At 74.6% G+C, this 25,789-nt stretch carries 20 protein-coding genes and 3 riboswitches; of the genes, 12 read left to right on the forward strand and 8 right to left on the reverse strand.

Annotation, left to right across the window (positions count from 1 at the left end; all coding sequences use genetic code 11):
• Positions 1 to 62: 62 nt before the first annotated feature.
• Genes RM572_RS05305 through RM572_RS05315 form a run of 3 tightly spaced genes read right to left on the reverse strand, consistent with a single transcriptional unit; the run spans position 63 to position 3,558 of the window.
• Complete coding sequence (locus RM572_RS05305; protein ID WP_311672102.1) at positions 63 to 1,361, reverse strand: M20 family metallo-hydrolase; 1,299 nt, start codon at positions 1,359 to 1,361, stop codon at positions 63 to 65.
• Between the two features lie 11 nt (positions 1,362 to 1,372).
• Positions 1,373 to 2,158, reverse strand: a complete 786-nt coding sequence (locus RM572_RS05310; protein WP_311672103.1) for an IclR family transcriptional regulator — start codon at positions 2,156 to 2,158, stop codon at positions 1,373 to 1,375.
• On the reverse strand, positions 2,158 to 3,558 hold the full coding sequence (locus tag RM572_RS05315) for a dihydroorotase (RefSeq protein ID WP_311672104.1): 1,401 nt from the start codon (positions 3,556 to 3,558) through the stop codon (positions 2,158 to 2,160). The genes RM572_RS05310 and RM572_RS05315 overlap by 1 nt, the downstream gene beginning before the upstream one ends.
• A 284-nt stretch (positions 3,559 to 3,842) precedes the next feature.
• A riboswitch (cobalamin riboswitch) is annotated at positions 3,843 to 3,984 on the forward strand.
• Between the two features lie 180 nt (positions 3,985 to 4,164).
• Between RM572_RS05315 and metE the strand changes: the two genes are divergently transcribed.
• Entirely contained in the window at positions 4,165 to 6,483 is a 2,319-nt protein-coding gene (metE, locus tag RM572_RS05320) for a 5-methyltetrahydropteroyltriglutamate--homocysteine S-methyltransferase (protein ID WP_311672105.1), read from the forward strand.
• 69 nt (positions 6,484 to 6,552) lie between these two features.
• Here metE and qcrB read toward each other — a convergent pair whose 3' ends face one another.
• On the reverse strand, positions 6,553 to 8,142 hold the full coding sequence (qcrB, locus tag RM572_RS05325; RefSeq protein WP_311672106.1) for a cytochrome bc1 complex cytochrome b subunit: 1,590 nt from the start codon (positions 8,140 to 8,142) through the stop codon (positions 6,553 to 6,555).
• A 494-nt stretch (positions 8,143 to 8,636) separates the two neighbouring features.
• Between qcrB and RM572_RS05330 the strand changes: the two genes are divergently transcribed.
• Both RM572_RS05330 and RM572_RS05335 read left to right on the forward strand, forming a co-directional pair.
• Positions 8,637 to 8,879: a DUF6480 family protein gene (locus tag RM572_RS05330; protein ID WP_311672107.1), complete on the forward strand. Its 243-nt coding sequence runs from the start codon at positions 8,637 to 8,639 to the stop codon at positions 8,877 to 8,879.
• An 18-nt stretch (positions 8,880 to 8,897) separates the two neighbouring features.
• A complete protein-coding gene (locus RM572_RS05335; protein WP_311672108.1) occupies positions 8,898 to 9,617 on the forward strand; it encodes an SDR family NAD(P)-dependent oxidoreductase in 720 nt (239 codons plus the stop codon).
• A 25-nt stretch (positions 9,618 to 9,642) separates the two neighbouring features.
• Here the strand turns inward: RM572_RS05335 and RM572_RS05340 are convergent, their stop codons facing one another.
• The 3 genes from RM572_RS05340 to RM572_RS05350 are packed head-to-tail and all read right to left on the reverse strand — an operon-like array spanning position 9,643 to position 13,557.
• Positions 9,643 to 11,718, reverse strand: a complete 2,076-nt coding sequence (locus tag RM572_RS05340; protein WP_311672109.1) for an iron ABC transporter permease — start codon at positions 11,716 to 11,718, stop codon at positions 9,643 to 9,645.
• Between the two features lie 4 nt (positions 11,719 to 11,722).
• Entirely contained in the window at positions 11,723 to 12,700 is a 978-nt protein-coding gene (locus RM572_RS05345; RefSeq protein WP_311672110.1) for an iron-siderophore ABC transporter substrate-binding protein, read from the reverse strand.
• Positions 12,697 to 13,557: an ABC transporter ATP-binding protein gene (locus tag RM572_RS05350; protein ID WP_311672111.1), complete on the reverse strand. Its 861-nt coding sequence runs from the start codon at positions 13,555 to 13,557 to the stop codon at positions 12,697 to 12,699. The genes RM572_RS05345 and RM572_RS05350 overlap by 4 nt, the downstream gene beginning before the upstream one ends.
• A gap of 76 nt (positions 13,558 to 13,633) precedes the next feature.
• Positions 13,634 to 13,849: riboswitch (cobalamin riboswitch) on the forward strand.
• Between the two features lie 139 nt (positions 13,850 to 13,988).
• On the opposite strand from RM572_RS05350, the gene RM572_RS05355 reads away from it, so the two are divergent.
• From RM572_RS05355 to RM572_RS05385, 6 genes are all read left to right on the forward strand, one after another.
• Positions 13,989 to 14,447, forward strand: a complete 459-nt coding sequence (locus RM572_RS05355; RefSeq protein WP_311672112.1) for an acyl-CoA thioesterase — start codon at positions 13,989 to 13,991, stop codon at positions 14,445 to 14,447.
• A gap of 326 nt (positions 14,448 to 14,773) precedes the next feature.
• The gene (locus RM572_RS05360) at positions 14,774 to 15,784 is read left to right on the forward strand and encodes a hypothetical protein (protein ID WP_311672113.1); all 1,011 of its coding nucleotides are present in this window, start codon (positions 14,774 to 14,776) and stop codon (positions 15,782 to 15,784) included.
• Positions 15,785 to 15,790: 6 nt separating this feature from the next.
• On the forward strand, positions 15,791 to 16,957 hold the full coding sequence (locus tag RM572_RS05365; RefSeq protein WP_311672114.1) for a CbiQ family ECF transporter T component: 1,167 nt from the start codon (positions 15,791 to 15,793) through the stop codon (positions 16,955 to 16,957).
• Positions 16,954 to 18,576 (forward strand): ABC transporter ATP-binding protein, encoded by a 1,623-nt coding sequence (locus RM572_RS05370; RefSeq protein WP_311672115.1) that lies wholly within the window; start codon positions 16,954 to 16,956, stop codon positions 18,574 to 18,576. The genes RM572_RS05365 and RM572_RS05370 overlap by 4 nt, the downstream gene beginning before the upstream one ends.
• Positions 18,573 to 19,715, forward strand: coding sequence for an ECF transporter S component (locus tag RM572_RS05375; RefSeq protein WP_311672116.1), 1,143 nt, complete (start codon positions 18,573 to 18,575; stop codon positions 19,713 to 19,715). The genes RM572_RS05370 and RM572_RS05375 overlap by 4 nt, the downstream gene beginning before the upstream one ends.
• A 1,390-nt stretch (positions 19,716 to 21,105) precedes the next feature.
• Complete coding sequence (locus RM572_RS05385; RefSeq protein ID WP_311672117.1) at positions 21,106 to 21,603, forward strand: DUF4430 domain-containing protein; 498 nt, start codon at positions 21,106 to 21,108, stop codon at positions 21,601 to 21,603.
• 70 nt (positions 21,604 to 21,673) lie between these two features.
• Here the strand turns inward: RM572_RS05385 and RM572_RS05390 are convergent, their stop codons facing one another.
• Complete coding sequence (locus RM572_RS05390; RefSeq protein ID WP_311672118.1) at positions 21,674 to 22,375, reverse strand: (2Fe-2S)-binding protein; 702 nt, start codon at positions 22,373 to 22,375, stop codon at positions 21,674 to 21,676.
• Positions 22,376 to 22,591: 216 nt separating this feature from the next.
• Positions 22,592 to 22,776: riboswitch (cobalamin riboswitch) on the forward strand.
• Between the two features lie 28 nt (positions 22,777 to 22,804).
• Here RM572_RS05390 and RM572_RS05395 point away from each other — a divergent pair.
• From RM572_RS05395 to RM572_RS05405, 3 genes are all read left to right on the forward strand, one after another.
• Positions 22,805 to 23,875: an ABC transporter substrate-binding protein gene (locus RM572_RS05395; RefSeq protein WP_311672120.1), complete on the forward strand. Its 1,071-nt coding sequence runs from the start codon at positions 22,805 to 22,807 to the stop codon at positions 23,873 to 23,875.
• A 95-nt stretch (positions 23,876 to 23,970) separates the two neighbouring features.
• Positions 23,971 to 24,996 (forward strand): FecCD family ABC transporter permease, encoded by a 1,026-nt coding sequence (locus tag RM572_RS05400; protein WP_311672301.1) that lies wholly within the window; start codon positions 23,971 to 23,973, stop codon positions 24,994 to 24,996.
• A complete protein-coding gene (locus RM572_RS05405) occupies positions 24,993 to 25,787 on the forward strand; it encodes an ABC transporter ATP-binding protein (protein ID WP_394813528.1) in 795 nt (264 codons plus the stop codon). Before RM572_RS05400 ends, RM572_RS05405 begins: the two co-directional genes overlap by 4 nt.
• The last annotated feature ends 2 nt before the right edge of the window (positions 25,788 to 25,789 follow it).

Genomic DNA, 25,789 nt, shown 5'->3' on the forward strand with positions numbered 1-25,789 from the left:
TCGGATGAGCGGACCCTCGGGGGACGGTGTTTCCGGGAGACACCGGGTCCGCTGAGCGGGGGTCAGAGGACGGTGCCGTCCTCTCCGGGTGCCGCGTCGCGGCGTCGTGCGCGGTCGACTTCGACGAGGCCCTGGGCCAGGGCACGGGCTCCCGTCGCCACCTGTTCGAGGTCGGTCCACTCCTCGGGGCAGTGGCTGCGGCCGCCGTGGGAGGGGACGAACAGCATGCCCATGGGCGCCAGCCGCGCCATGTGTGCGGCGTCGTGCCCGGCGCCGGAGAACATCGTGCGAGGCGGCAGGCCCAGGCGCGTGTTTCCCCGCTCGAGGAGTTCCCGTATCCGGGTGTCGGCGGCGACCGGGTCGGAGGTGGAGAGGCTGTGGAGGTCCGCCTGCACGCCGCGTCGCTCCGCGGCGGCCCGTGCCGCCGCGTCAAGCCCCCGGCCGCAGTCGTCCAGCCACTCCCGTTCCCCGGACCGGAACTCGACCCACAGGCGGGCGCGCCCCGGGACGACGTTCGGCGCGCCGGGCTCGATCTCGATCCGCCCGGTGGTGGCGACGCCGTCGCCCTCCTCGGCAGCGAGCCGCTCCGCGGCCAGAACGGTCTCCGCCGCCGCGCAGGAGGCGTCGTAGCGGTAGTTCATCGGGGTGGCGCCCGCGTGGTCGGGCCGCCCGGTGAACTCGACCCGGTAGCGGTCGATGCCCGCGATGGCGCTCACCACGGCCACCGGCAGCCCTTCGTGTTCCAGCACCGGTCCCTGCTCGATGTGCAGTTCGAGGAAGGCGGCGACGTCGTCACCGGACCACCGGGCTTCCGGCAGGTCGTCGGGCGAACCGCCCACCCGGGCGAGGGCGTCGCGCAGCGTCTCCCCCGCACCGTCGTCCAGGTCCAGGTGCTCGCGTGTCACCTCGCCGACCAGGGCACGGCTTCCCACGCAGCTGAGACCGAACTGGTTGGGCTCCTCGTTGAAGAAGTCGACGACCCGCAGCTCGTGTTCCAGCGCGATGCCCGCGTCGGCGAGGGTCCGTACGGCTTCGAGGGCCCCGAGCACACCGATGATGCCGTCGAAACGTCCGCCGCCCTCGACGGTGTCGGTGTGCGAGCCGGTGACGAGTGCGGGGGCGTCGGTCCGCGCGCCGGGGAGGGTGCCGATGAGGTTGTCGACCGCGTCCCGGCGTACCGTCAGGCCCGCCGCCTTCATGCGGGAGGCCATCCAGTCGCGGGAGGCCGCGTAGAACGGGGAGAACGCGCCGCGCGTCCACCCCGGCCGTTCGGGGTCGTGGAACTCCGCGAGGCGTTCGAAGTCGGCGCGCAGCCGCTCCACCGAGCAGGCGGGGACTGCGGGGACCGGTCCGTGGGACATGAAGGGGCCTTTCAGGTGGTGCTGTACGGAGGGGCGGGGAGCGTCCGGGCCGAGTCCTCGATCCGGGACGCGAGGGCGCGGGCGGCGGCGGTGAGGGCCCGGACCTCGGTGTGCGCGCGGTTCCCGTCGAAGCGGTGCTCCGGCCCGGCGATGCTCAGGGCGCAGGCCAGCCGTCCCCGCGGCAGGACGGGTACGCCGATGGCCACGGCATGCGGGTCGACCTCGCCGCGGCTGACGACGTAGCCCTGCTCGCGGATCCGGGCCAGCTGCGTGCGCAGCGTGGCCTTGGCCGGCGTACCGGGGGTGAACCGTTCCAGGCGCCCGCCGAGCACGCGGTCGATCACGTCCTGCGGCGCGAAGGCGAGCAGGGCCTTCGCGGAGGCTCCGGCGTGGAGTGGCCGCAGTGTCCCGGGCGCGAAGGACAGGCGCATGGAGTGCGGGGAGTCGAGGCTCTCCACGACCAGCGCCGAGAGGCCGGCGGGCACCGTGAGCAGCACGGTCTCGGAGGTCTCGGACACCAGGTCGCGCAGGAATGGGAGGGCCAGGGAGCGGAGGGTCTGGCCGGTGCCCGGGCCGTCCTGGAGACGGGACAGCCGCGGGCCGACGCGGTACGTTCCGTGGCCGTCGGCCTCCAGGAATCCGTCGTCGACGAGCCTGCGGACGAACCGGTAGACGGAGCTGGTGGAGAGCCCGGTGCGCGCGGCCACCTCGTCGGCGCGTTGCGGCCCGCCGTCGACGACGGCGGCGAGGACGTTCAGCCCTCTCGCGAACGAGGAGGAACGCGGTGCGCCGGGCATCAGCCGTCCTCTTCCGGTGGCGCGGGGAAGGGCGCCGGGGCGAGGAAGCGTCCACGTCCCGCCGCGGAGCGCACGGAGTCGCCGTCCCAGATCACCTCGCCGCGGGAGACGGTGCACCGCACCCTGCCGCGGATCCGCATGCCGTCGAAGGGACTCCAGCCCGCGTGCGACCGCAGCCGGGAGCCGTCCACCGTCCACTCCGCGTCCGGGTCGAGGATCACCAGGTCGCCGTCCAGCCCGGGCCGCAGGTCGCCCTTGCGGTCCCCGAGGCCGAAAGCGTGTGCCGCCCGGGTGGAGAGGCAGCGCACCAGCTCACGGGGCGTCATCCGGCGCTCGTGCAGGGCCGCGCCGGCCACCAGCGGCAACAGCGTCTCCACGCCCGGCCCGCCGGAGGCGTTGTCGAGGACGTGGTCGCGCTGCTTGAGGGCGAGCGGCCACGGGGCGTGGTCCGAGGCCACCATGTCGAGCGCGCCGCTGCGGAGCCGGTGCCAGAGCCCGTCGGTCTCCGCCGGGGTGCGCAGCGGCGGGTTGTACTTCAGCCGGGCGCCGCCGCGGACCATGTCCTGCTCGGTCAGGGTCAGATAGTGCGGGCAGACCTCGGTGGTGACCGAGGTGCCCGTGCGTCGGTGCCACTGCACCAGGTCGACGGCGTGCGGTGTGCTGACGTGGCAGAAGTGCAGGTGCACGCCGGAGGCACGGGCGAACTCGAGCACGGCCGCCACGGCGGCCGTCTCGGCGACCGGCGGCCGGGAGAGGCCGTGCTGCAGCGGCCCCGAGGCGCCGGACGCCCGCAGCCGCGCCAGGTTCCGCTGCACGATCTCGTCGTTCTCGGCGTGGACGCAGACCCGGAGCCCGGTCCGGGCGATCTCGGCGAACGCGTCGAGCATCTCCCCGTCCGGAGTCCGGGGGAAGCGCCGGGGATCGGTCTGGAAGGTGGACAGCTTGAAGCAGGCCGCGCCCTCGGCCGCGAGCTTCGGGATCTCGGCGATGCCCTGCCCGCCGGGCTCGACGGTCGCGTACATCCCGACGTCGACGTGCGCCTCGCGCAGCACCGCCGCCCGCTTGTCGCGGAAGGCGTCCACCGACCAGACCGGCCCGGCCTCGTCGAACGGCATCTCCAGCAGCGTCGTGACGCCGCCCGCGGCCGCGGAGCGGGTCGCGGCCTCGATGCCCTCCCCCGCGTGGCTGAGGCAGTGCACGTGCGGGTCGACGACGCCCGGCAGGACGTACGCCCCGCCCGCGTCGACGCGCTCGGCGGCGGGCGCGTCGCTCGGCGTCCCGCGCACGGCCAGGACGCGTCCGTCGCGCACCCGGACCTCGCCGCGGGGGAACTCCCGCTGGGAGGTCACCACGTGGCCGGTCACGGAGAGGTCGGCGTCGAGGTCTTCCGGGTCGAACATGCGCCAGACCCTGCAACAGGTGTCACGGACCGACAACCGTCTTCCCACCCTTTGGGAATCCGCAGGTCGTGGCGTAGCCGAGGGGTCACGAGGGGTCCCGGGCCCGACGCGGACGGCGGCGGGGCGCGCCGTCGTGCGCTCGGCCGGCACGGGTCCTGCCCGTCGGCGCGTGTCCCACGTCACCCTCCACATCGTGGACGTGATCGGCGGCCGGCGCGGTGGGCGCGTAGGCTCGGCAGAAGCAGCTGGTTCGCCCCCGTCCGCCAGGCGGGACGCGTCGCAAGAGGGAACCCGGTGGGAATCCGGGACTGCCCCGCAGCGGTGAGCGGGAACGACCGCCGTCACACGCACTGGGCCCGGCAACGGGCCCGGGAAGCGACGGCCTGTAGGTGTCCTGACGGGACGTGCCCGCGAGTCCGAAGACCTGCCACTGCCCGTGCGCGGCCGAACCGCGCACGGACATCCCGGTGACCTCGAGGGCGGGTCGGCGTACACACCAGGCGGACGACCGCGCCGTGCCGCGCGGGGTCGTCTCCGTCCGGTCCGTCACCTTCGCACCCTCGTCCCCTCCGGGACTTACAGGGACGTCTCGCGAAGGAGAACTCCGTGACATCGAAGTCCGCAGCCGCGGCAGCACGGGCCACCGTGTACGGCTACCCGCGCCAGGGTCCGAACCGTGAACTCAAGAAGGCCGTCGAAGGCTACTGGAAGGGCCGCGTCACCGCGGACGCCCTCCGTGGCACGGCCGCCGAACTGCGCGCCGCCAACTGGCGGCAGCTGGCCGCAGCCGGCATCCAGGAGGTGCCGACGGGAGACTTCTCCCTCTACGACCACGTGCTGGACACCAGCGTCATGGTCGGCGCCGTCCCCGAGCGGCACCGTGAGGCCGTCGCCGCCGGCGCCCTCGACGGCTACTTCGCCATGGCGCGCGGCACGCAGGACGTCGCGCCGCTGGAGATGACCAAGTGGTTCGACACCAACTACCACTACCTGGTCCCCGAGCTGGGCCCGGACACCGCCTTCGCCGCGGGCTCCGGCAAGCAGGTCGCCGAGCTGAAGGAAGCGCTGGCCCTGGGCCTGAGCGCACGTCCGGTCCTCGTCGGCCCCGTGACCTACCTGCTGCTGGCCAAGCCGGCCCCCGGCGTCGCCGCGGACTTCGACCCGCTGACCCTCCTCGACCGGCTGCTGCCCGTGTACGCGGAGGTCCTGGCCGACCTGCGGGCGGCCGGTGCCGCGTGGGTGCAGCTCGACGAGCCCGCGCTCGTCCAGGACCGCACCCCGGCCGAGCTGAACGCGGCCGCACGCGCCTACCGTGAGCTCGGCGGCCTCGCGGACCGTCCCCAGCTGCTCGTCGCGAGCTACTTCGACCGTCTCGGCGAGGCCCTGCCGGTGCTCGCGAAGGCGCCCGTGGAGGGCCTGGCGCTGGACTTCACCGGCGCCGGCGCCGGCAACCTCGACGCGCTCGCCGAAGTGGGCGGGCTCCCCGGCAAGCGGCTGGTCGCCGGTGTCGTGGACGGCCGCAACATCTGGGTGAACGACCTGGGGAAGTCGCTGACCACCCTCGGGACCCTGCTCGGCTTCGCGGACCGGGTCGACGTCGCCCCCTCCTGCTCCCTGCTGCACGTGCCGCTGGACACGGCTCCGGAACGGGACATCGACCCGCAGATCCTGCGCTGGCTGGCCTTCGCGCGGCAGAAGACCGCGGAGGTCGTCACGCTCGCCAGGGGCCTGGCCGACGGCACCGACACGATCGCCACGGAACTCGCGGCGAACCGCGCCGACCTGGCCTCCCGCGCCGGCTCGGCGCTCACCCGCGATCCGGCCGTCCGGGTCCGCACCGCGGCCGTCACCGAGGCCGACTCCCGCCGCTCGCACGCGTATCCCGACCGCGCGGCGGCCCAGCGCACCCGGCTCGGCCTGCCGCTGCTGCCCGTCACCACCATCGGGTCCTTCCCGCAGACCGGCGCGCTGCGCGCCGCCCGCGCCGACCTGCGCGCCGGTCGCCTCGACACCGCCGGCTACGAGGACCGCGTCCGGGCCGAGATTCAGGAGGTCGTCACCTTCCAGGAGAAGGCGGGCCTGGACGTCCTGGTGCACGGCGAGGCCGAACGCAACGACATGGTGCAGTACTTCGCCGAACAGCTGACGGGCTACCTCGCCACGCAGCACGGCTGGGTGCAGTCCTACGGCACCCGCTACGTCCGGCCGCCGATCCTCGCCGGGGACATCTCCCGCCCCGCGCCGATGACGGTGCGCTGGACGGAGTACGCCCAGTCGCTCACCGGCCGTCCCGTCAAGGGCATGCTCACCGGCCCCGTCACCATGCTCGCCTGGTCGTTCGTCCGCGACGACCAGCCGCGCGCCGACACCGCCCGGCAGGTGGCCCTCGCACTGCGCGACGAGGTGCGCGACCTGGAGGCCTCCGGCAGCGCCGTCATCCAGGTCGACGAGCCCGCGCTGCGGGAGACCCTGCCGCTGCGCACCGGCGACCGGGAGGCGTACCTGGCGTGGGCCACGGAGGCGTTCCGGCTCACCACGAGCGGCGTGCGGCCGGACACCCAGATCCACACGCACATGTGCTACGCGGAGTTCGGCGACATCGTCCAGGCCATCGACGACCTCGACGCCGACGTCATCAGCCTGGAGGCCGCCCGCTCCCACATGCAGGTCGCCCGTGAACTGGCCTCGCACGGCTACCCGCGCGAGGCGGGACCGGGGGTCTACGACATCCACTCGCCCCGCGTCCCCTCCGCCGAGGAGGCCGCCTCGCTGCTGCGCAAGGGCCTCGAGGCGATCCCGGCCGAACGGCTGTGGGTCAACCCGGACTGCGGCCTGAAGACCCGCGGCTGGCCGGAGACCCGGGCCTCCCTGGAGAGCCTCGTGTCCGCCGCTCGCACGGTCCGCGGGGAGCTGTCCTCGTCCTGACCGGTCCGCACGGCTCCGGGGCCGGGCGGCGTGCCGGGACTCGGCACGCCGCCCGGTGCGGCGACGGGGTCAGGTGTCCTGGTCCGTGGGGCGGTCGGACGGCCCGGCGGCCGCGCGTTCGATCTCCTTGCGGCGGCCCTCGGTGACGGGGGGCTCGGCCTGTCCGCCGTGGAACCAGCGGCTCAGCGCCGCGCGGGCCCGGACCCGGCGCGGCGGACGGCCGGGGGCGGTGTGCAGGGTTCCGGGGGTCAGCGGGGCCGTGCCGGACCGGACGAGGATGCGGTACATGCGGTCGGCCGGCACGGGCAGGTGGCGGGACGTGAAGCCGCCCTCGACGGTCTGGCTGACGCCGCCGCCCTCGATCCCGTCGGTCAGCAGGTCGCGTTCCCGGTCCTGCAGTGCGGTGCAGAGCCGTTTGGTGACCAGGAAGGCGAGCACCGGCGCCACGATCAGGGCGACGCGTTCGACCTGGCGCATCGTGTTCACGGAGGTGCCGAAGACGTAGGCGAGGATGTCGTCCCCGCCGGCGACGAGGAGGACGGCGTAGAAGGTGAAACCGGCGACGCCGAGCCCGGTGCGGGTGGGCTGGTGGCGCGGCCGGTCGCACAGGTGGTGCTCGCCGCGGTCGCCGGTCAGCCAGCGTTCGAGGAACGGCCAGGCGTACAGCAGGGTGAACAGCAGTCCGGGCAGGACGAGGCCGGGAATGAAGACGTTCCAGGACACGGTGTGCCCGGCCAGGTTGGTCTCCCAGGGCGGCATCAGGCGCAGACCGCCGATGAGGAAGCCGATGTACCAGTCGGGCTGGGAGCCGTTGCTCACCTGGGAGGGCACGTTGGGGCCGTACACCCAGATCGGGTTGACCTGGGCGAGCGCCCCCATCGCCACCAGCACGCCGGAGACCAGCAGGAACAGCGAGGCCGAACGCACCGCGAACTGGGGGAACATCGGGATGCCCACGGCGTTGCGGTTCGTGTGGCCGCGGGTCGCCCACTGCGTGTGCTTGAGGTAGAAGACCAGGATCAGGTGGACGGTGATCAGCGCCAGCAGCAGGCCGGGCACCAGCAGGATGTGGACGCTGTAGAGGCGCTGGGTGATCTCCTCGCCGGGATACTGGCCGCCGAACAGGAACAGCGCGACGTAGGTGCCGACGACGGGAAGGGACAGCGCGATCCCCTGGGCGACCCGCAGTCCGGTTCCGGAGAGCAGGTCGTCGGGCAGGGAGTAGCCGGCGAACCCCTCGAAGATCGCCAGAACGAACAGCGTGAGCCCGATGATCCAGTTCACCTCGCGCGGCCGCCGGAAGGCGCCGGTGAAGAAGACGCGCAGCATGTGGGCGCCGATCGCGGCGACGAAGACGAGCGCCGCCCAGTGGTGGGTCTGGCGGATCAGCAGTCCGCCGCGCACGTCGAAGCTGATGTCGAGGGTGGAGGAGTAGGCGACCGTCATCCGCACGCCTTGCAGCGGTGCGTAGGACCCGTCGTAGACCACCTCCTCCAGGCTGGGCTCGAAGAACAGCGTCAGGTACACGCCGGTGAGCAGGAGGACGCCGAAGCTGTAGAGGGCGAGTTCGCCCAGCAGGAACGACCAGTGCTCGGGGAAGGCCTTCCGCAGCAGTCCGCCGCCCTCGGTGACCGGCAGCCTGCTGTCGAGCGCGGTCACGGCCCCCTCGAGGCGATCCGCCCGCTGCGCCGCCCTGGTTCTCGCCCTGCGTCCGGCAGCCACGGCACCTCGCCCTTCTCGTCGTCGTCGCGCTCCGTCCACGGCCTGGACGCCTGTTCCCCGAGGACGGGTCAGGGCACCGCGGCCCCCACCCGACCGGGTGAACGGCCGGGTGAACGGCCGGGTGAACGGCCGGGTGAACGGCCGGGTCCACGGGGGAGCGCCGACGGGCGTGCCACGGCGGCGGGGCGGGCGCGGTGCGGCGGGACCATGCGCCCCAGGCTGGACGGACGGCCCGCCGGTCCGGGCGTGACCTGCCCGTCGGGGCGGCGCGTTGCACCCGACCGGCGGACCGGGCCGCCGCCGGCCCGCACCGGACCGCCGTGCGGACGCACGTGAGGGGTGGTCGACTGGGACGAGGCGGCGGAGCGCGGCGTTCCGCCGGGTGCGTGGACGAGCCGGGAGAGGTGTGCGGTGGCAGGGCAGGCGAAGCGGTGAGCCACAGCGACGGGTCGGAGAGCGCCGACCCGGACCCGGAGAACACGCCCGGCCTGTCGCCCGGGGGTGAGATGCGGCAGGGCGACACGCCGCCCGCCGAGGGCGGCACGCTCGACACCGGGCCGCGCGAGACCTACAACCCGACACGCGGCTGGGCGGCGGCTCCGCTCGTCGTGATCGCGGTCTTCTGCCTGCTCGTGGCGGGGTTCTTCATCGCCAGGCTGGTCCTGGCCCTGTGAGCGGGAGGGAGGACGGCCGTGCGACTGGACGGGGCACACGTTCTGGTGGCCGGTGCGACCGGTGTGCTGGGCACTGCCGTGTGTACCGCGCTGCACGGGCGCGGCGCGCGGCTCGCCGTCGCGGGCCGGAACCCGCACCGGCTCGCCGGGGTCACGGGTGCCCTCACGCCTGACGGCGGCGGGCCGCCGCCGTCCCGCGCCTTCGACGCCTACGACCTCTCCGGCTGCGGCGCCCTGCCGTCGTGGGCGGCGGCGGAACTCGGCGGCTTGGACGCCGTGCTGGCGCTGCCGGGCGTGGCGGGCTTCGGCGCCGCGGCGGAGACGGAGGACGCGGTGGCCGAACACCTGTTCACGGTCAACGCGCTGTGTCCGCTCGCCGTCCTGCGTGCCGCGCTGCCCCTGCTCGGCCGGGGTGGCGCGATCGGCGCGGTGAGCGGGGTCCTGGTCGAGCGTGCGCAGCCGTCGATGGCGGACTACGGGGCGGCGAAGGCGGCGCTGAGCCACTGGCTGACGGCCGTGCGGACGGAGGAGCGGCGCCGCGGCGTCCAGGTCCTCGACGCGCGGCTGCCCCACCTGGACACCGGTTTCGCGGGCCGTGCGGTCGCCGGAACGCCGCCTGCGCTTCCTGCGGGGGTGCCGGCCGAGGCGGCGGCGGACGCGGTCGTCGACGCGCTCGCCGACGGCGCCGGCGTCCTCGGGCCGGGGCCGGGCGGAGGCTTCGCCACCCGGCCGCGGTGAGGCGCGCGCCCTTCCGTTCGGTGTCCTACCGGCGGCTGCGGGCGAGGAGGTAGAGGAAGTACGGGGTGCCGACGGCGGCCGTCATGAGGCCGGCGCCGAGCTGGGCGGGGGCGATGACGGTGCGGCCCAGCAGGTCGGCGGTGCAGACCAGGGTGGCTCCGAGGACGACCGCGACCGGCACGACCCGCACGTGCTGCCGTCCGACGAGGGCGCGGGCGGCGTGCGGGGCGACGAGGCCGACGAAGCCGATCGTGCCCGCCGCCGCCACCGCCGTGGCGGCGAGCAGGACGCCGAGCGCCAGGAAGCCGAACCTCCCCCGGGCCAGGCCGAGTCCGAGCAGCCGCGGGGTGTCCTCGTCGAGGGAGACGAGGTCGAGTTCGGTGCGCCGGGACACGGCGACGGCCGCCCCCACGGCGAGCACGACGGCGAGCGGCAGCACGTCGGCGAAGGTGCGGCCGTAAGTGGAGCCCGACAGCCAGGTCAGCGCCTTGACGGCGTTGAAGGGGTCGGTGAGGACGATGAGCAGGGCGACGAGGGCGGCGGTGCCGATCGCGCAGCCCATGCCGACGAGGACGAGCCGGTTCTGCTGGAACCCGCCCCGGGCGGAGAGCCCGAACACGACGGCGGCGGTGAGCGCGGCCCCGGCGAACGCCGCACCGGCGACGCTCCACGAACCGGCCATGGGCAGCGTGGTCACCAGGGTCACCGCGCCCAGCGCGGCACCGCCGGAGACGCCCAGCACGCCCGGCTCGGCGAGGGGGTTGCGGGTCACGGCCTGGACGAGGGTGCCCGACAGGGCGAGGGCGCCGCCCGCGAGGAGGGCCGCCAGGACGCGCGGCACGCGGGTGTCGAGGACGAAGGTGAGGGTCCGGCCGGCGTTGGACTGCAGCCAGTTGGCGACGTCGCCCAGCAGCAGCTTGGTGTCGCCGAGCAGGACGGCGGCGAGCGTCACGCCGACGAGTACCACCACCGCGGCGGTCGTGGTGGCCAGGAAGACGGTGCGGCTGCGGATGCGGAGCCGGTCGACCTCGGTGGAGCCGCCGGTGTCGCGGCCGCGCGTCGCCATCACGACGAGGAACGCGGCGCCGAGGAGGCTGGTGACGATGCCGGTGGGGACGGCGACGGCGAGGTCGCCCGGCACCGCCGCGCGCAGCGCCACGTCCGAGCCGAGCACCAGCACGCCGCCGACCAGTCCGGCGACCGGCATGCTCGTCCACGGCCGGTTGAACGAGCGGAACCGGCTCCCGAGGAGGCGGACCAGCGCGGGGGCGCACAGGCCGACGAAGCCGATGGCGCCGGCCAGCGTGACGGAGGCGGCGGCCAGCAGCACCGCGAGGATCACCGTCGTGACGCGGGTGGCACGGACGGGGACGCCGAGCCCGCGCGCGGCGTCGTCGCCGAGGGAGAGGGCGTCGATGCGGCGGCTGAGCAGCAGCAGCCCGGCGAGGCCGACGAGGACGAGCGGCGCCATCTGCACCACGCCGTCGAAGCCGTTCTGGGCGATGCTGCCCTGGTTCCACGCGTACAGGCCGGCGGTCTGCTCGGGGAAGAGCAGGAGCAGCGCCTCGGTGAGGGCGATGAGGCCGAGGGTGAGGGCACTGCCCGCGAGGACGAGCCGCACGGTGCCGGCGCCGAGGCCGGACAGGCCGAGGACGACGGTGGCGGCCAGGAGTCCGCCGGCGAAGGCGACCCCGGAGGAGGCGAGCAGCGGCAGCGAGAGGCCGGTGACGGCGGCCACGCCGAGCGCGAGGTAGGAGCCCGCGTTGACGGCGAGGGTGTCGGGTGAGGCGAGCACGTTGCGGCTGATCGCCTGGAGGGCGGCGCCCGCCGCGCCGAGGGCGGCGCCGACGAGCAGGCCGGCGGTCATCCGGGGCAGCCGGGAGGCGATGACGACGGAGGCGTCGCCGGGTTCGGCGCGGCCGGTGAGCGCCTTCCAGACTTCGGCCGGGCCGACCGCGGCGGTGCCCTGCGTGAGGTCGGCGAGCGCGAGGGTGGCGAGGGTCAGGACCAGCGCGGCCGTCACCGCGGCCGTGCCCGTACGCCGGGTCTTCGGGGCGCCGGGGGGCGTGCGGGTGGCGGGAGGGGTTGCGGTGACGGCCATGCTGCTACTTCGTCAGCGCCTCGACGAGGGCGTCGATGTACGCCTCCATCGACTCGGTGCCGCCGAACATCCAGATGCCGTCGGGCAGCCGGTGCACGTTGCCGGCCTTCACGAACGGCAGGGACTTCCAGACGGCGTTGTCGGCGAGTTCGTCGGTGAAGGGCGTGCTGGCCTCGTCGCCGTCGCTGCCGATGTGGGCGAAGTGCACGTCGTCGCCGAGCTTGGTGAGCCCTTCGACGTCGGTGGCCCCGAGTCCGTAGGCCTCGTCGCCCTTCATCTTCCAGGCGTTCTCCAGGCCGACCTTCTCGTTGACCTCGCCGATGAGGGAGCGGGAGGTGAACGGCCGGACGGAGACCTGGTTGGAGGTCACGTAGCCGTCGGCGAAGGCGAAGGACGCACCGCCGAGTCCGGCCTCGTCCAGCGCCTTCTTCCCCTCGGCGATCTTCGCCTCGAAGTCGGCCTTGAGCGTGTCGGCCTTGTCGGTGGTGCCGGTGGCCTCGGCGATGAGGTCGAGGTTCCGGGTCATCCGGTCGATCTGGCCGGAGGCGTCGGCGGAGCGCACCGTCAGGACGGGCGCGACCTCGCGCAGCTGCTTGACCGCGGACGGCTGGAGGTCGGTGGTGGCGACGATGAGGTCGGGCTTGAGCGAGGCGATGCCGTCCATGCTGGGCTCGCCGCGGACACCGATGTCCTTGGGGTCGTTCTCCAGCGGGACGACGGTGTCCCAGGTGTTGTAGCCCTCGACGTCGGCGACGCCGACCGGGTCGACACCCAGGGAGACGAGGTGCTCGACGACGTTCCACTCGGTGCCGACGACGCGTTCGGCGGGTCCGTCGAGGGTGACCTTCTTGCCCTGGGCGTCGGTGAGGACGAGGGAGTCGCCGGACTTCTGCGCGTCGTCGGCGGCGGGCTCGGTGGTGCCGCAGGCGGTCAGGGTGAGGGCGGCGGTGGCCGCCGCCGCGGCGAGGAGGAGGCGTCTCATGAGGGTGTGGTGAGCCTTTCGTTCCGGGTGTGGTGGCGGCCGACGGCACGGGTGCGCAGGTGGCCGGTCAGGGGGTCGGCGGTGACCTCGACGCGGATGCCGTAGGTCTCCGTGAGGCGTTCGGGGGTCAGGACGTCCTCGGGGGGTCCGTCCGCGATGATCCGTCCCTCGTGGAGCAGCACGATCCGGTCGGCGACCGCGGCGGCCTGGTCGAGGTCGTGCAGGACGACGCCGACGGCGATGTCGTGGACGTCCGCGAGGTCGCGGATGAGGTCGAGGAGTTCGACCTGGTAGCGCAGGTCGAGGTAGGTGGTCGGTTCGTCGAGCAGGAGGACGCCGGTTTCCTGGGCGAGGCAGCCGGCGAGCCAGACGCGCTGGAGCTGTCCTCCGGAGAGGTGTTCGGCGCCGCGTTCGGCGAGTTCCTCGACGCCGGTCAGCCGGAGGGCCCGGTCCACGGCCGCCCGGCCGCGCGGGTCGGCCCTGCCCCAGCGCCCCCGGTACGGGTAGCGGCCGAACTCCACGACGTCCCGTACCGACAGGCCGCTGGGCGCGGCGCGGCCCTGGGTGAGCAGGGCCACCTGCCGGGAGAACTCGCGGGGACTCAGGGCGAAGCCGTCGGTGTCGGCGTCGATGGCGAGTGTGCCCTGCCGGGGCCGCTGCAGGCGGGCGAGGGTCCGCAGCAGCGTCGACTTCCCGCTGCCGTTCGGGCCGACCAGGACGGTCACCTCGCCGAGGGGCAGAGCGACCGACGCGTCGTGCACGACGTCGACGGCGTCGTAGGCGACGGTCACGTCCGCGGCCGACAGCGCGTGACCGCGGACGGACGGGGCCTCGGGGGTCTCTTCACCAGCTTTCACGCAGATAAGGCTAGCCTCACCTAAACGGACGGTGGCTCCCGGGGCCGCGGGTTTCCGCTTTCCGGATCGACGCGGTTATGTTGAGCATGCAACCGGTTCGCCCCTCCTGTCCAGGAGAGGCGTCGCAAGAGGGAACCCGGTGGGAATCCGGGACTGCCCCGCAGCGGTGAGCGGGAACGACCGCCGTCACACGCACTGGGTCCGGCGAACGGGCCCGGGAAGCGACGGCCTGTAGGTGTCCTGACGGGACGCGCCCGCGAGTCCGAAGACCTGCCGGTCGCCCGTGTGCGACACCCGCCCACGGTGCCCGGAGGCCTCGAGGGAAGGCCGGTGCCGGACTCCGGCCGTGCCGTCGCGCGCGGACCGCGACCGCGCCGCTTCCCGACGCCCTCCTCGTCCCGGCCGGACAGCGACTCGCGAAGGAGAGTTCTGTGGCGCACCAGCCCACCGTCTTCCGCACCGACCCGGCGGACCACGCGGCATCCCGCGCGTCCCGGTCCGCCGTCACGCTCGCGCACATCATGAGCGAGCACGACACCAACCTCTACGGCACCATCCACGGCGGCGTGGTGATGAAACTCATCGACGACGCGGCGGCGGCCGCCGCCGGCAGGCACGGCGGGCCGCCGGCGGTGACGGTCTCCGTCGACCGGATGCGGTTCCTCGCCCCCGTGCGCGCGGGCGACCTGCTCACCGTGCACGCCGGACTGGAGGGCGTCGGCCGGACCTCGATGAACATCGCGGTCCGGGTCACCGCGGAGCGGTGGAACTCTCCCGGGCCGGTCACCGAAGTGGCCACCGCGCAGCTCACGTTCGTCGCGGTCGACGCGGACGGACGGCCGCGCCCGGTGCCGCCGCTGCCCGGGGCGGACACCGCCGGGGGCGAGTGAGTGCGGGCTCACAGCGGGCGTTCTGGTCAACGCCCCGGAGCGTCCGTACACTTGCCCACTGTCCGCAAGGACGACAACTGAACGCGTACGCGACGGAGAAGCCGGTGGGAATCCGGCGCTGACCTGCAACCGTGAACGGCGGCACCGCCCGCCGTGAGCCGGACCGCCCGCGCGCACGTGCACCGCTTTGCACTGTCATGGTCTGCAGCGTGGAGCCCGACCCCTCGGTTTCCCCGCCCCTGAACGCCGCCTGAAGCACGATCGGCGCGTCGGGGGCGCGTACGTGCCGGGGGCCGGTGCCCACCTCAGGGGGAGGGGCACCGACGATGAGCCGAGTACTACGCCCGTGGATCACCGCCGTCCTGGTGGCGGCCTGCGGCGTGCTGACCGGCCTCGGCACGCCGGAGACGGCCGCCGCGGTCGACACCTCCCGCGGCCGTCCCGGCTTCTGCCCCGACGGCAACGGGGTCACCGTGATCGTCGACTTCCGCGAACTCGGCGGACAGACCCTCGTCCGGTGCGCCGTGGGCAGTCAGGAGACCGGACTCGCGGCGCTGAAGGCGGCGGGCATCCAGGTGACCGGCACCAACCGCTGGGGCGAGTCGTTCATCTGCCGGCTGGAGGGCAAGCCCACGGCGGAGACCGAACCCTGCATCGACACCCCGCCGGCCTCGGCGTACTGGTCCTACTGGCACGCGCCGAACGGCGGCGCGTGGACCTACAGCCAGTACGGGGCGACCTACCGCAATCCGCCGGAGGGCAGCTTCGAGGGCTGGTCCTTCTCCAAGGGGCGCGACATGGACTCCGCGCCCGCGCCGCGCGTCGCCCCGCGCCGGCCGTCCGCGTCCAACGGCGGGCAGAGCTCCGGCGGTTCGTCGTCCGGTGGGTCCTCGTCCGGCGGGTCGTCGTCGAGCGGCGGATCGTCCTCGGGCGGCTCCTCCGGCGGGACCGGCGGCACGGGCCCGGGCGGCGGCGCGTCGTCCGGCGACACCGGTGCCGACCGTCCGGGGAACGGAGACGGGCCGGCGTCGGACCGCCCAGGCGGCCGGGACGAGGACGGCAAGCCGGACGGGAAGGACCGCGACGGCGAGAAGCGGGACGGGAAGAAGAGCCCCGACCCCACCGCCTCCGCCGACGACGAGTCGGCCGCTCCCGGGGCCGCTCCGAGCCCGACCGAGGCCGCGGACTGGAGCGGCGGCGAGGACCGGCCCGACCAGGCGGCGTCCGGCTCCTCCCTGTCCGCCGGGACCGCGCTGACCGCCGCGGCGGCCGCCGCCCTGGCCGTCGGCGCCGCGGTCCTCGCCTGGCGCCGCCGTCGCACCGGGCACGGGGACTAGCCGGACGTGAAGGACTCCGCAGGAGGCAGAACCACCGCCCTCGCACCGCCGTCCGGCTCCCCCGCCGTACGCCGGGCGGCGGGCGCGCTGCCCCGGACGCTGCACCCGGGCTGCTGGTGGCTGTGGGCGCTGGGCCTCGCGGCCGCCGCGAGCCGGACCGGCAACCCCGTGCTGCTCGGGCTGCTGCTGTCGGTGGCGGGCCTGGTCGTCGTGCAGCGGCGCAGCGACGCCCCCTGGGCGCTCGCGTTCCGCCTCTACCTCGCGCTGGGCGCGTTCATCGTCCTGATGCGGGTGGTGTTCCGGATCGTCTTCGGCGGAGGCCAGGGCGACGTGGTGCTGTTCGTGCTGCCCGAGATCCCGCTGCCCGAACTGGCGCGCGGCATCCGCCTGCTCGGCCCGGTCGCCGCGGAGGAGCTGCTCGGCGGCTTCTACGACGGGATGCGGCTGGCGGCGATGGTGGTGTGCGTGGGCGCCGCCAACGCCCTCGCCAACCCCAAGCGCATGCTCAAGGCCCTGCCGGGCGCCCTGTACGAGGTCGGGACGTCCGTCGTGGTGACCCTGACCGTGGCCCCCCAGCTGGTGGAGAGCGTCCAGCGGGTGCACCGGGCGCGCCGCCTCCGCGGTGGGGCGGGGCGCGGCCGGCGTGCCCTGCGCGGCCTGATCATCCCCGTCCTGGAGGACGCGATGAACCGGTCGCTGACGCTCGCGGCGGCGATGGCGTCGCACGGCTACGGCCGCACCGGACGGCTGGACGGGCGGGCCCGGCTGCTCACCGGCGGTCTGGTGCTGGTCGGCCTGCTGGGCGTCTGCGTCGGCCTGTACGGGGCGTTGGGCGGCGGCTCCCCGTCGTACCTGGGCGCTCCGCTGCTCGTCGCCGCTCTCGGTGTGGCCGTGACGGGCTTCTTCCTCGGCGGGCGCCGGGTGCGCCGGAGCCGGTACCGGCCGGACCGGTGGCGCGCCGCGGAACTGCTCGTCGCCGCGTCGGGGCTCGCCTCGGCGGCGGTGATGTACGTCGCCTCCCGCACGGACGCGGCGACGCTGCAACCGTCACTGGACCCGATCGCCTGGCCGCAGGTGGCGCTGCTGCCGGCGGCAGCCGTCCTGATCGGCGTGCTGCCGGCCTTCCTGACTCCGCGTCCGCCCGCCGGCCTCACGAAGGGAGCCGCCGCATGATCCGCTTCGACCGGGTCACCTTCACCTACGACGGCTGCGCGCGTCCCGCGCTGCGGGACGTGGAGCTGACCGTGGACGAGGGCGAGTTGTGCCTCGTGGCGGGACGTACCGGTGTGGGCAAGTCGACGCTGCTCGGCGCGGTCAACGGGCTGGTGCCGCACTTCACCGGCGGCCACCTGCAGGGCGAGGTGTCCGTCGACGGGCTGGCCACCCACACGCTGCCCCCGCAGGAACTCGCCCACGTGGTCGGCCGGGTGGGGCAGGACCCCCTCAGCGGTTTCGTCACCGACACCGTGGAGGAGGAACTGGCTTACACGATGGAGCAGTTGGCCATCGAGCCGAAGGTGATGCGGAAGCGGGTGGAGGAGACTCTCGACCTGCTGGGCATCGCGGACCTGCGGCACCGTGCGCTGCGCACCCTGTCGGGCGGGCAGCAGCAGCGCGTCGCGATCGGCTCGGTGCTCACCGCACACCCGCGGGTCCTGGTGCTGGACGAGCCGACGTCCGCACTCGACCCGACCGCCGCGGAGGAGGTGCTGGCCGCCGTCACCCGGCTGGTGCACGACCTCGGGACCACGGTGCTGGTGGCCGAACACCGGATGGAACGCGTGCTGCAGTACGCCGACCGGCTGGTGCACGTCGGCGACGACGGGCGCGTCCGGGAGGGCTCTCCGGCCGCCCTGATGCGGGACTGCGACGTGGCCCCTCCGGTGGTCCGCCTCGGGCGGCTGGCGGGCTGGGACCCGCTGCCGCTGTCCGTGCGCGACGCCCGGCGGGCGGCCCGCGCCCTGCGCGACCGGCTCGGCGACGCCGCCCCGGACGAACCGCCCGCCACCGGCGGGGAGGCGGCGCTCACCGCCCGCCGGGTCCGCGTCACCTACGGCGACACCGTCGCCGTGCGCGACGTCGACGTGGTGCTGGAGTCCGGGCACGTGACGGCGCTCATGGGCCGCAACGGGTCGGGCAAGTCGTCGCTGCTGTGGGCGTTGCAGGGCTCCGGCTCGCGCCGCTCCGGCACGGTGTCCGTGCAGGGGCGCGATCCGGGCGACGTGCCCGCACGCGTGGCGCGGGGGCTGGTCGGTCTGGTGCCGCAGACGGCGAGCGACCTGCTGTACCTGGAGCGGGTGGAGCAGGAGTGCGCCCAGGCGGACGCCGAGTCCGGCGCCGCGCCGGGCACCTGCCGCGGGCTGCTGGACGCGCTCGCGCCGGGCGTGCCCGCCGACCGTCACCCGCGTGACCTCTCCGAGGGCCAGCAGCTCGCGCTCGTGCTGGCCGTGCAGCTCACCTCGGCGCCGGGTGTCGTCCTGCTCGACGAGCCGACGCGCGGCCTGGACTACCACGCGAAGGAGGCGTTCGCACTGCTGGTACGGCGGCTGGCCGCCGAGGGACGCGCGGTGGTGGTCGCCACCCACGACGTGGAGTTCGTGGCACGGGCGGCGGACCGGGTGACGGTGATGGCGGAGGGCGAGGTCGTCGCCGACGGCGCCACCGCCGACATCGTCGTCTCCTCCCCCGCCTTCGCGCCGCAGGTCGCCAAGGTGCTGGCGCCGGGACGCTGGCTGACGGTCGAGCAGGTCGACCGCGCGCTGGCCGGTGCCGCCGCCGGGGAGCCCGCGTGAGCGGGGCGCCCGCCGCCCGGCGGACGGCCGCGGGCACACGCGGCGGTGCGGGCCTGCGGGGCGGTGCGGGCAAGCGGGGCGGCGCCCACCGGGTGGTGCCGTTCGGGCTGCGCAGCGGCCTGGTGCTGACGCTGGCGAGCGTCGCCGGACTGGCCATGTTCTGCTGGCCGTTGTTCGTGCCCCCGCAGCCGGAGATGGTGGCCCACAGCACGGACGCGCCGCTGTTCTTCGTGCTGATCCTGCCGGTGCTGCTGGCCGTCGTGCTGGCGGAGATGTCCTCGGGCGGCATCGATCCCAAGGCGCTCGCGATGCTCGGCGTGCTGTCCGCGCTCAACGCCGGGCTCCGCCCGCTGGGCGCGGGGACGGCCGGCATCGAGACGGTGTTCTTCCTGCTGGTGCTGGCGGGCCGTGTCTTCGGACCGGGCTTCGGCTTCGTGCTGGGCTCCACCTCGCTGTTCGCCTCCGCCCTGCTGACCGCGGGCGTGGGGCCGTGGCTGCCGTTCCAGATGTTCGCGTCCGGCTGGATCGGGCTGGGCGCCGGGCTGCTGCCGCGCCGCGTCACCGGGCGGGCCGAGATCGCCATGCTGGCCGCCTACGGGGCCGTGGTGGCCTACGTGTTCGGCTTCCTGATGAACATGTGGTTCTGGCCCTTCTCCCTGGGACCGGGCACGGACCTGTCGTTCGTGCCGGGCGCGCCGGTGCTGGAGAACCTGCACCGGTTCGCCCTCTTCACCTTCTTCACCTCGACGGTGGGCTGGGACACCGGCCGGGCGCTCACCAACGTCCTCGCCCTCGTCGCCCTCGGACCCGCCGTCCTCGTCGTGCTGCGCAGGGCGGCGCGACGGGCGGCGTTCGGCGCGTCCGTCACCCTCTCGCCCGCGGCGGCGACGTCGGACCCCGGTCCGGCCGCCCCGCAGCCCGCCGGCCGCGCGGGCCGCGCCGACCGCCCGGAAGACCCCACACGACCCGTACACCCCACCCCCCTTCCCGCCCATCACCGCAACGAGGAGCGTCTCCATGCCGAGACCGAAGAACCCGACGACCGGGCGCATACCGCGCAGGAGGGCGAGCGCACTGGCCGCGGCGCTGGCGACGACGGCCGTCGCCGCGGCGCTGCTGCCGTCCACGGCGACGGCTGACCCGGCCGACCCGCCGCCCGCGCCCGCGCTGCAGTCCCCGGCGGATGCCGCCGCGACCTGGATGGCCTCGCAGCTCACGGACGGCACGCACGCCAAGGGCGACCACGGCCTCACCTCCGACATCGTCCTCGCGCTGGCGTCGACCGGTTCCGGCGGCGACACCGCCGGCCGGGCCACCGACTGGCTGGCGGAGAACGCCGAGGACTACGTCAACCGCGGCCAGTCCGGCAAGGTGTTCGCCGGAGGCGTCGCCAAGATGGCGCTGGTCGCGTCCGTCGAGGGCCGGGACCCGGGCGACTTCGGCGGTCACGACCTGACCGGCATCCTGCTGGGCCGCATGCAGGACGACGGCCGTTTCCGGGACGCGCCGCTCGACGAGGACATCTCCAACCAGTTCACCCAGTCCCTCGCCGTCCTCGCCCTGGACCGCTCCGGCGACCTTCCCGGCAAGGCCGCGGACTTCCTGGTCTCCACCCAGTGCGCCGACGGCGGCTTCCCGCTGTTCTTCAAGGAGGACCCGGCGGACTGCACGTCCCACACCGACAGCACGGGGCTCGCCGTGCAGGCGCTGGTCGCCGCCGACCGCGACGCCGAGGCGGAGGAGGCACTGGACTGGCTGGAGGACGAGCAGCTGGACGACGGCGGCTTCCGCGACAACGGCTTCGGCACCCCGCCGGCCAACTCCAACTCCACTGCGCTCGCCGTCCAGGGCCTCACGGCCGGCGGCCGGGTCACGGCGGCGGCCGAGGGCGTGGCGTGGCTGCGCACCGTGCAGGTCGGCTGCGACGCCCCCGCGGACGACCGCGGCGCCGTGGGCTACGACAAGCCGGTGGTGAACGGCATGGCGCTGCGCGCCACCGCGCAGGTCGTGCCGGCGCTCGCCGGAAAGTCGCTCGGCAAGGTCGACGGCACCGGCTCCGCTCCCGGCCTCGAGCCGGTCGACTGCACGCCCGACGACGACTCCTCCGGCGGGACCGGCGACAGCGGCGGCTCCCAGGGCTCGCAGGGCGGCGACAGCGGCGGCTCGCAGGGCTCGCAGGGCGGGGACTCCGGCGGCGACACCTCGGGTGGCGACGCCTCCGGCGGCACGGACCCCACGCCGTCCCCCTCCCCCGGCGACACCTCCGGCCAGACGGCTGCGGGCGGCGACTCCGGAACCGGCACCTCCGGCTCGGGCTCGGGCTCCTCGGGCAGCGGCGGCCTGACGCCGGACGCCGGCTCTCCCGACGGCAGCCTGGCCACCACCGGCTCCTCCTCCCTGCTGCTGGGCGCCGGCGCTGCCGCGCTGCTGCTGACCGGCGGTGCCGTCCTCCTCTTGGCGCGCATGCGGCGCCGGAGCCTCTGACCTCTCCCCAACCCCGTCCCACCCACCGACGAAAGGTCACTCTCCGTGAAGCGTCACACCGTCCTGCGCCGTACCGCCCTGCTGACCGCCGCCCTCGGCCTCGCGCTGGGCGGCGCTCCGGCCGCCGCCGCGGCCCCGGGCACGGTCGCGGCCGCCGCCAACGACCCGATCACCGTCGACCTGACGGTGCAGGGGCCGAACGGCGCCCTCTTCGACGGCCCGATCACCACCACCGGTCACGACGTGACGACCGCCTCCGGCGGCACCCACCACTGCGACGGCACCAACAACGACATGAACCCCGAGCCGGGGGCCACCCCGACGGCCGCGCTGGACGACGCCGCCGACCAGGAGAACTTCACCTGGGACGGCACCTGGTACCCGTCGTTCGACGACTACTTCGTCAGCACCATCGACGGGCACAACGGCGGCTCGGCCGCCTACTGGAACATCTCCGTCAACGGCACCTCCACCCCGGTCGGCGGCTGCCAGTTCCGCATCGAGCCGGGTGACGACGTCGCCTTCACCTGGACCGAGATGTAAGCGGCCCTCCGTCCTCCCCCGCGCCCCCCGGAGCCGCAAGGGCTCCGGGGGGCGCGGGCGTTCACGGGGCTTACGCGGTGGAGCGGTCGAGCACGCAGTCGCCGCACACGCCTCCCCCGACGCGGTAGTACAGGCAGCAGCTCCGGCGGCGGAACGCCACCACCTCGCCGCCGCGGGTGGAGAGCCGGCCCGTCCTGGCGAGCGGCTCGCGGTCCAGCAGCGCCCGCGCCCAGGGCAGCGGAGGGAAGTCCGGGTGCGGCAGCTGCGCGTGGAGCACGCGCAGCGTGCCGACGAGCGCCGAGGCCGCGTTGCCCCGCAGGACCTGGGGGGAGAGCCGGAAGACGCGCCGCATCTCGGCGGCGAGCGGCGTCAGGTGGCCCTCCACCACGACCTCGTGGAGCGCGTCGGCGGGGACGCCCGGGACAGCGGCGACCGAGTCCGGAAGCCACAGCGCGAGCGGCCCGGAGGGCACGGCCCGCCACCAGAGGCGTTCGGGGGACAGGTCAGGCACCCGGCCGGCGAGCGCGGCCGTGCCCAGCGCGACCGACCACAGCCGGGACGCCAGCCCGAGCTGCAGGGTGGAGGCCGCGACCCGGACGTCGCCGGTGCCCATGCGCCGCCCCACGTCGGCCGCCGCTTCGGCCAGGAGCGCCGGATCGCCGTACAGCCGGGCGAGCGGCACGAAGCCGGCGGCGTCCGCCCGCGGTCCGGTGCCGACGGCGAAGTAGGGGCCGATCGCGGAGGTCCGTGCCAGCAGGTCATCGGTCAACACCCGACCAGCCTTGCACGGAAGACGCGCCCGCAGTAGCGGGCCTCTGCCGCCCGGCACTCGGCAGGAGGGGACGGGAGGGCGGGCGCTCCGGTCACGCTGCCGCCCCTACGACCAGGACGCGGAGCGGCTCGTCGTGCGGGCGGTCCGCCCGGGGTGAACGGGCGCGCGGGGGCGCTCGGTGTCACATCCGGGCGCCCTTTTGCACCCTGTTTGCAGGAACGTACGATCTCCAGGTCATCACCGCGACGGGACACAGGAAGCCGGTGCGAGTCCGGCACGGTCCCGCCACTGTGACCGGGGAGTGGACCCCTTCCGGCACGCCACTGCGCGCACCCGCGCGGGAAGGCGAGGGGGAACGTCGATCCGGGAGTCAGGAAACTGGCCGTCGCGGACCGTTCCGAGGAGCGCGGACTCCCCAGGAGGCTTCAGGTGCAGGACGTTTCCCCCCTTTCTCCCTCCCCCTCCCCGGCGCCGGGTGCAGGGCACCCCGCGCGGCGCCGGCGGACGGTGCGCGGCGTCGCGCCGGCCGTCGCCGCCGCGCTGGCGGGCACGCTGCTGGCCGGATGCGGCACGTCGGGCGGCGCCGCCGCCGGCGACGACCGGCCGGCGAAGACGTCCACGGAGGGCTTCCCCGTCACCGTGGAGAACTGCGGTGTCCGCACCACGTACGAGGAGCCGCCCTCCCGGGCGGTCACCATCCACCAGCACCCCGCGGAGCTGATGCTGGCCCTCGGCCTGGAGGACCGGATGGTCGGCACCGCCTTCCCGGACTCCGCCGTCCTGCCGCGCTACCGCGAGGCGTTCGAGTCGATCCCCGAACTCGCGGAGAAAGAGCCGTCCTTCGAGACGGTCCTGACCGCCGAGCCGGACTTCGTGTACGGCGGCTACGGCAGCGCGTTCGCCGAGAACGAGGGCCGCTCGCGGAAGGTGTTTGCCGACGCGGGCGTGCACACCTACCTCAACCGCGAGTACTGCGGCGAGGACGAGGTGTCGATGCAGGACGCCTACGACGAGATCCGCACCATCGGGAAGATCTTCGGTGTGCCCGAGCGTGCCGACACCGTAGTGAGCGACCTGAAGAAGCAGGTCCGCACCTCCACCGAGGCCGTGCAAGGCGCCGACGTGGTGCCGGTGTTCGTGTACGACAGCGGCGAGAAGGCGCCCTTCACCGCCGGCGGCAAGGGGCTGGGCACGGAGATCATCCGGCTGGCCGGGGGACGCAACGTCTTCGCCGACATCGACAAGGTCTTCGGGGACGCCTCCTGGGAACAGGTCGTCGCCCGCAAGCCCGAGGTCATCGCCCTCTACGACTACGCGGGCGCCGGGAGCGTCGAGGAGAAGAAGGAGTTCCTGCTCTCCCAGCCCGCACTGGCCGACGTGCCCGCCATCGAGAACGAGCGGTTCGTCGTCCTGCCGCTGACCGCCACCCTGGTGGGCGTCCGGCCGCCGCACGCCGTCGAGGACCTCGCCCGCGCCCTGCATCCCGGGCGCTTCCGGTGAAGCTGCGGACGCCCGCGCCGCCACCCCCGTCACTCACCAAGTCCCCCGGCACGGACCGGGCCGAGAGGTCCGGGCCCCGCGGCGGCCGCTACGCGCTGGCCCTCGCCGCCCTCGGCGCCGCGCTCCTCGTCTCGCTGACCGCGGGCGTGGGCATCGGCTCGGTGTACGTGCCGCCGGGCGACGTGTGGGGCATCGTGGGCCATCACCTGGGCCTGGACTGGTCGGAGCCGGTGTGGTCGCAGGTCCGCGAGACCATCGTGTGGGACGTGCGGGCCCCGCGGGTGCTGCTCGGCGCGGTGACCGGCGCCGGGCTGGCGGTGGTGGGCGCGGCGATGCAGGCCCTGGTACGCAACCCGCTGGCGGAGCCCTACCTCCTGGGCGTCTCCTCGGGGGCGTCGCTGGGCGCGGTCCTGGTCATCGTCTCCGGGATCGGCCTCTTCGGCGCCGTCTCCCTGTCGGTCGCGGCGTTCGCGGGCGCGCTCCTCGCCCTGCTGGTGGTGTACGCCACGGCCCGCGCGGGCGGCCGCATCACCTCGGTCCGGCTGGTGCTGTCGGGCGTGGCGATCGCCGCGGTGCTCACCGCCGTGATGGACCTCCTGCTGCTGACCTCGGAGCGCGGCAACGAGGCGCGGACCGTGCTCGCCTGGACGCTCGGCGGCCTGGGCGGCGTGCAGTGGGACACGTTGTGGCTGCCCGCGTCGGCGCTGACGCTCGGCATCGGCGTGCTGCTGCTGCGCGCACGCTCCCTCAACCTCCTGCTGAGCGGCGAGGAGGCCGCCACCACGATGGGCCTGGACGTGGCCCGCTTCCGCGCCCGGATGTTCGTGCTGCTGTCCCTGGTGACCGGCGTGCTGGTGGCCTCCACCGGGCCGATCGGGTTCGTCGGGCTGATGATGCCGCACACCGTGCGCCTCTTCGTCGGCGGCGACCACCGCCGGGTGCTGCCCACGGCCGCGCTGGCGGGCGCCGTCTTCCTGGTGTGGGCCGACGTGGCCGCCCGTACGGTCGCCGCGCCCATGGAGATACCGGTGGGCGTGCTGACGGCGCTGTGCGGCGGACCGTTCTTCCTGCTGCTGATGCGCCGGGACGCCCGGCGGAACGCCGAACGAGGAGTGGGATGACCGCCGTGGGAGCCACCGCACTCGACGTCGAGCACGTCACGCTCCGCGCCGGAGCCCGTCACCTGGTCCGGGACGTGTCGCTGGCCGCACGCCCCGGGGAGGTCGTCGGCCTGGTCGGGCCCAACGGGAGCGGCAAGTCGTCGCTGCTGCGCTCCGTCTACCGCGTGCTGCGCCCGGACGACGGGCGCGTGCACGTCGACGGCGCGGACGCCTGGTCGCTGCCGGTGCGCCAAGTCGCCCGCACACTGGCGGCCGTGGTCCAGGACGCCGGGCCCGGGTTCGACCTGTCCGTGCGGGAGGTCGTCGCCATGGGCCGCGCCCCGCACAAGCGGCTGCTGGACGGCGACACCGGCGAGGACGCCCGGCTGATCGCCTCGGCGCTGGCCTCGGTGGACGCCACCGACCTCGCCGACCGTGCCTTCGACCGGTTGTCGGGCGGCGAGCGCCAGCGCGTCCTCATCGCCCGCGCCCTGACACAGGCGCCCTCGCTGCTCGTCCTCGACGAGCCGACCAACCACCTCGACGTGCGGCACCAGTTGGAGGTCCTCGGGCTGCTGCGCCGGCTCCCGGCGACCGTGCTGGTCGCGTTGCACGACCTGAACCTGGCCGCCTACTACTGCGACCGCCTCTACGTGCTGTGCGACGGCGAGGTCACGGCCTCCGGGACACCGCTGGAGGTGCTGACGCCCGCCTTGCTGCGGGAGGTCTACGGGGTCGCGAGCGAGGTTGCGGTGCATCCGCGTACCGGCGCTCCGCAGGTGACCTTCCTGCCTGCGGAGCCGACCGGCTGACC

The organism is Streptomyces hazeniae (assembly GCF_031845485.1).
GTDB lineage: Bacteria > Actinomycetota > Actinomycetes > Streptomycetales > Streptomycetaceae > Streptomyces > Streptomyces hazeniae.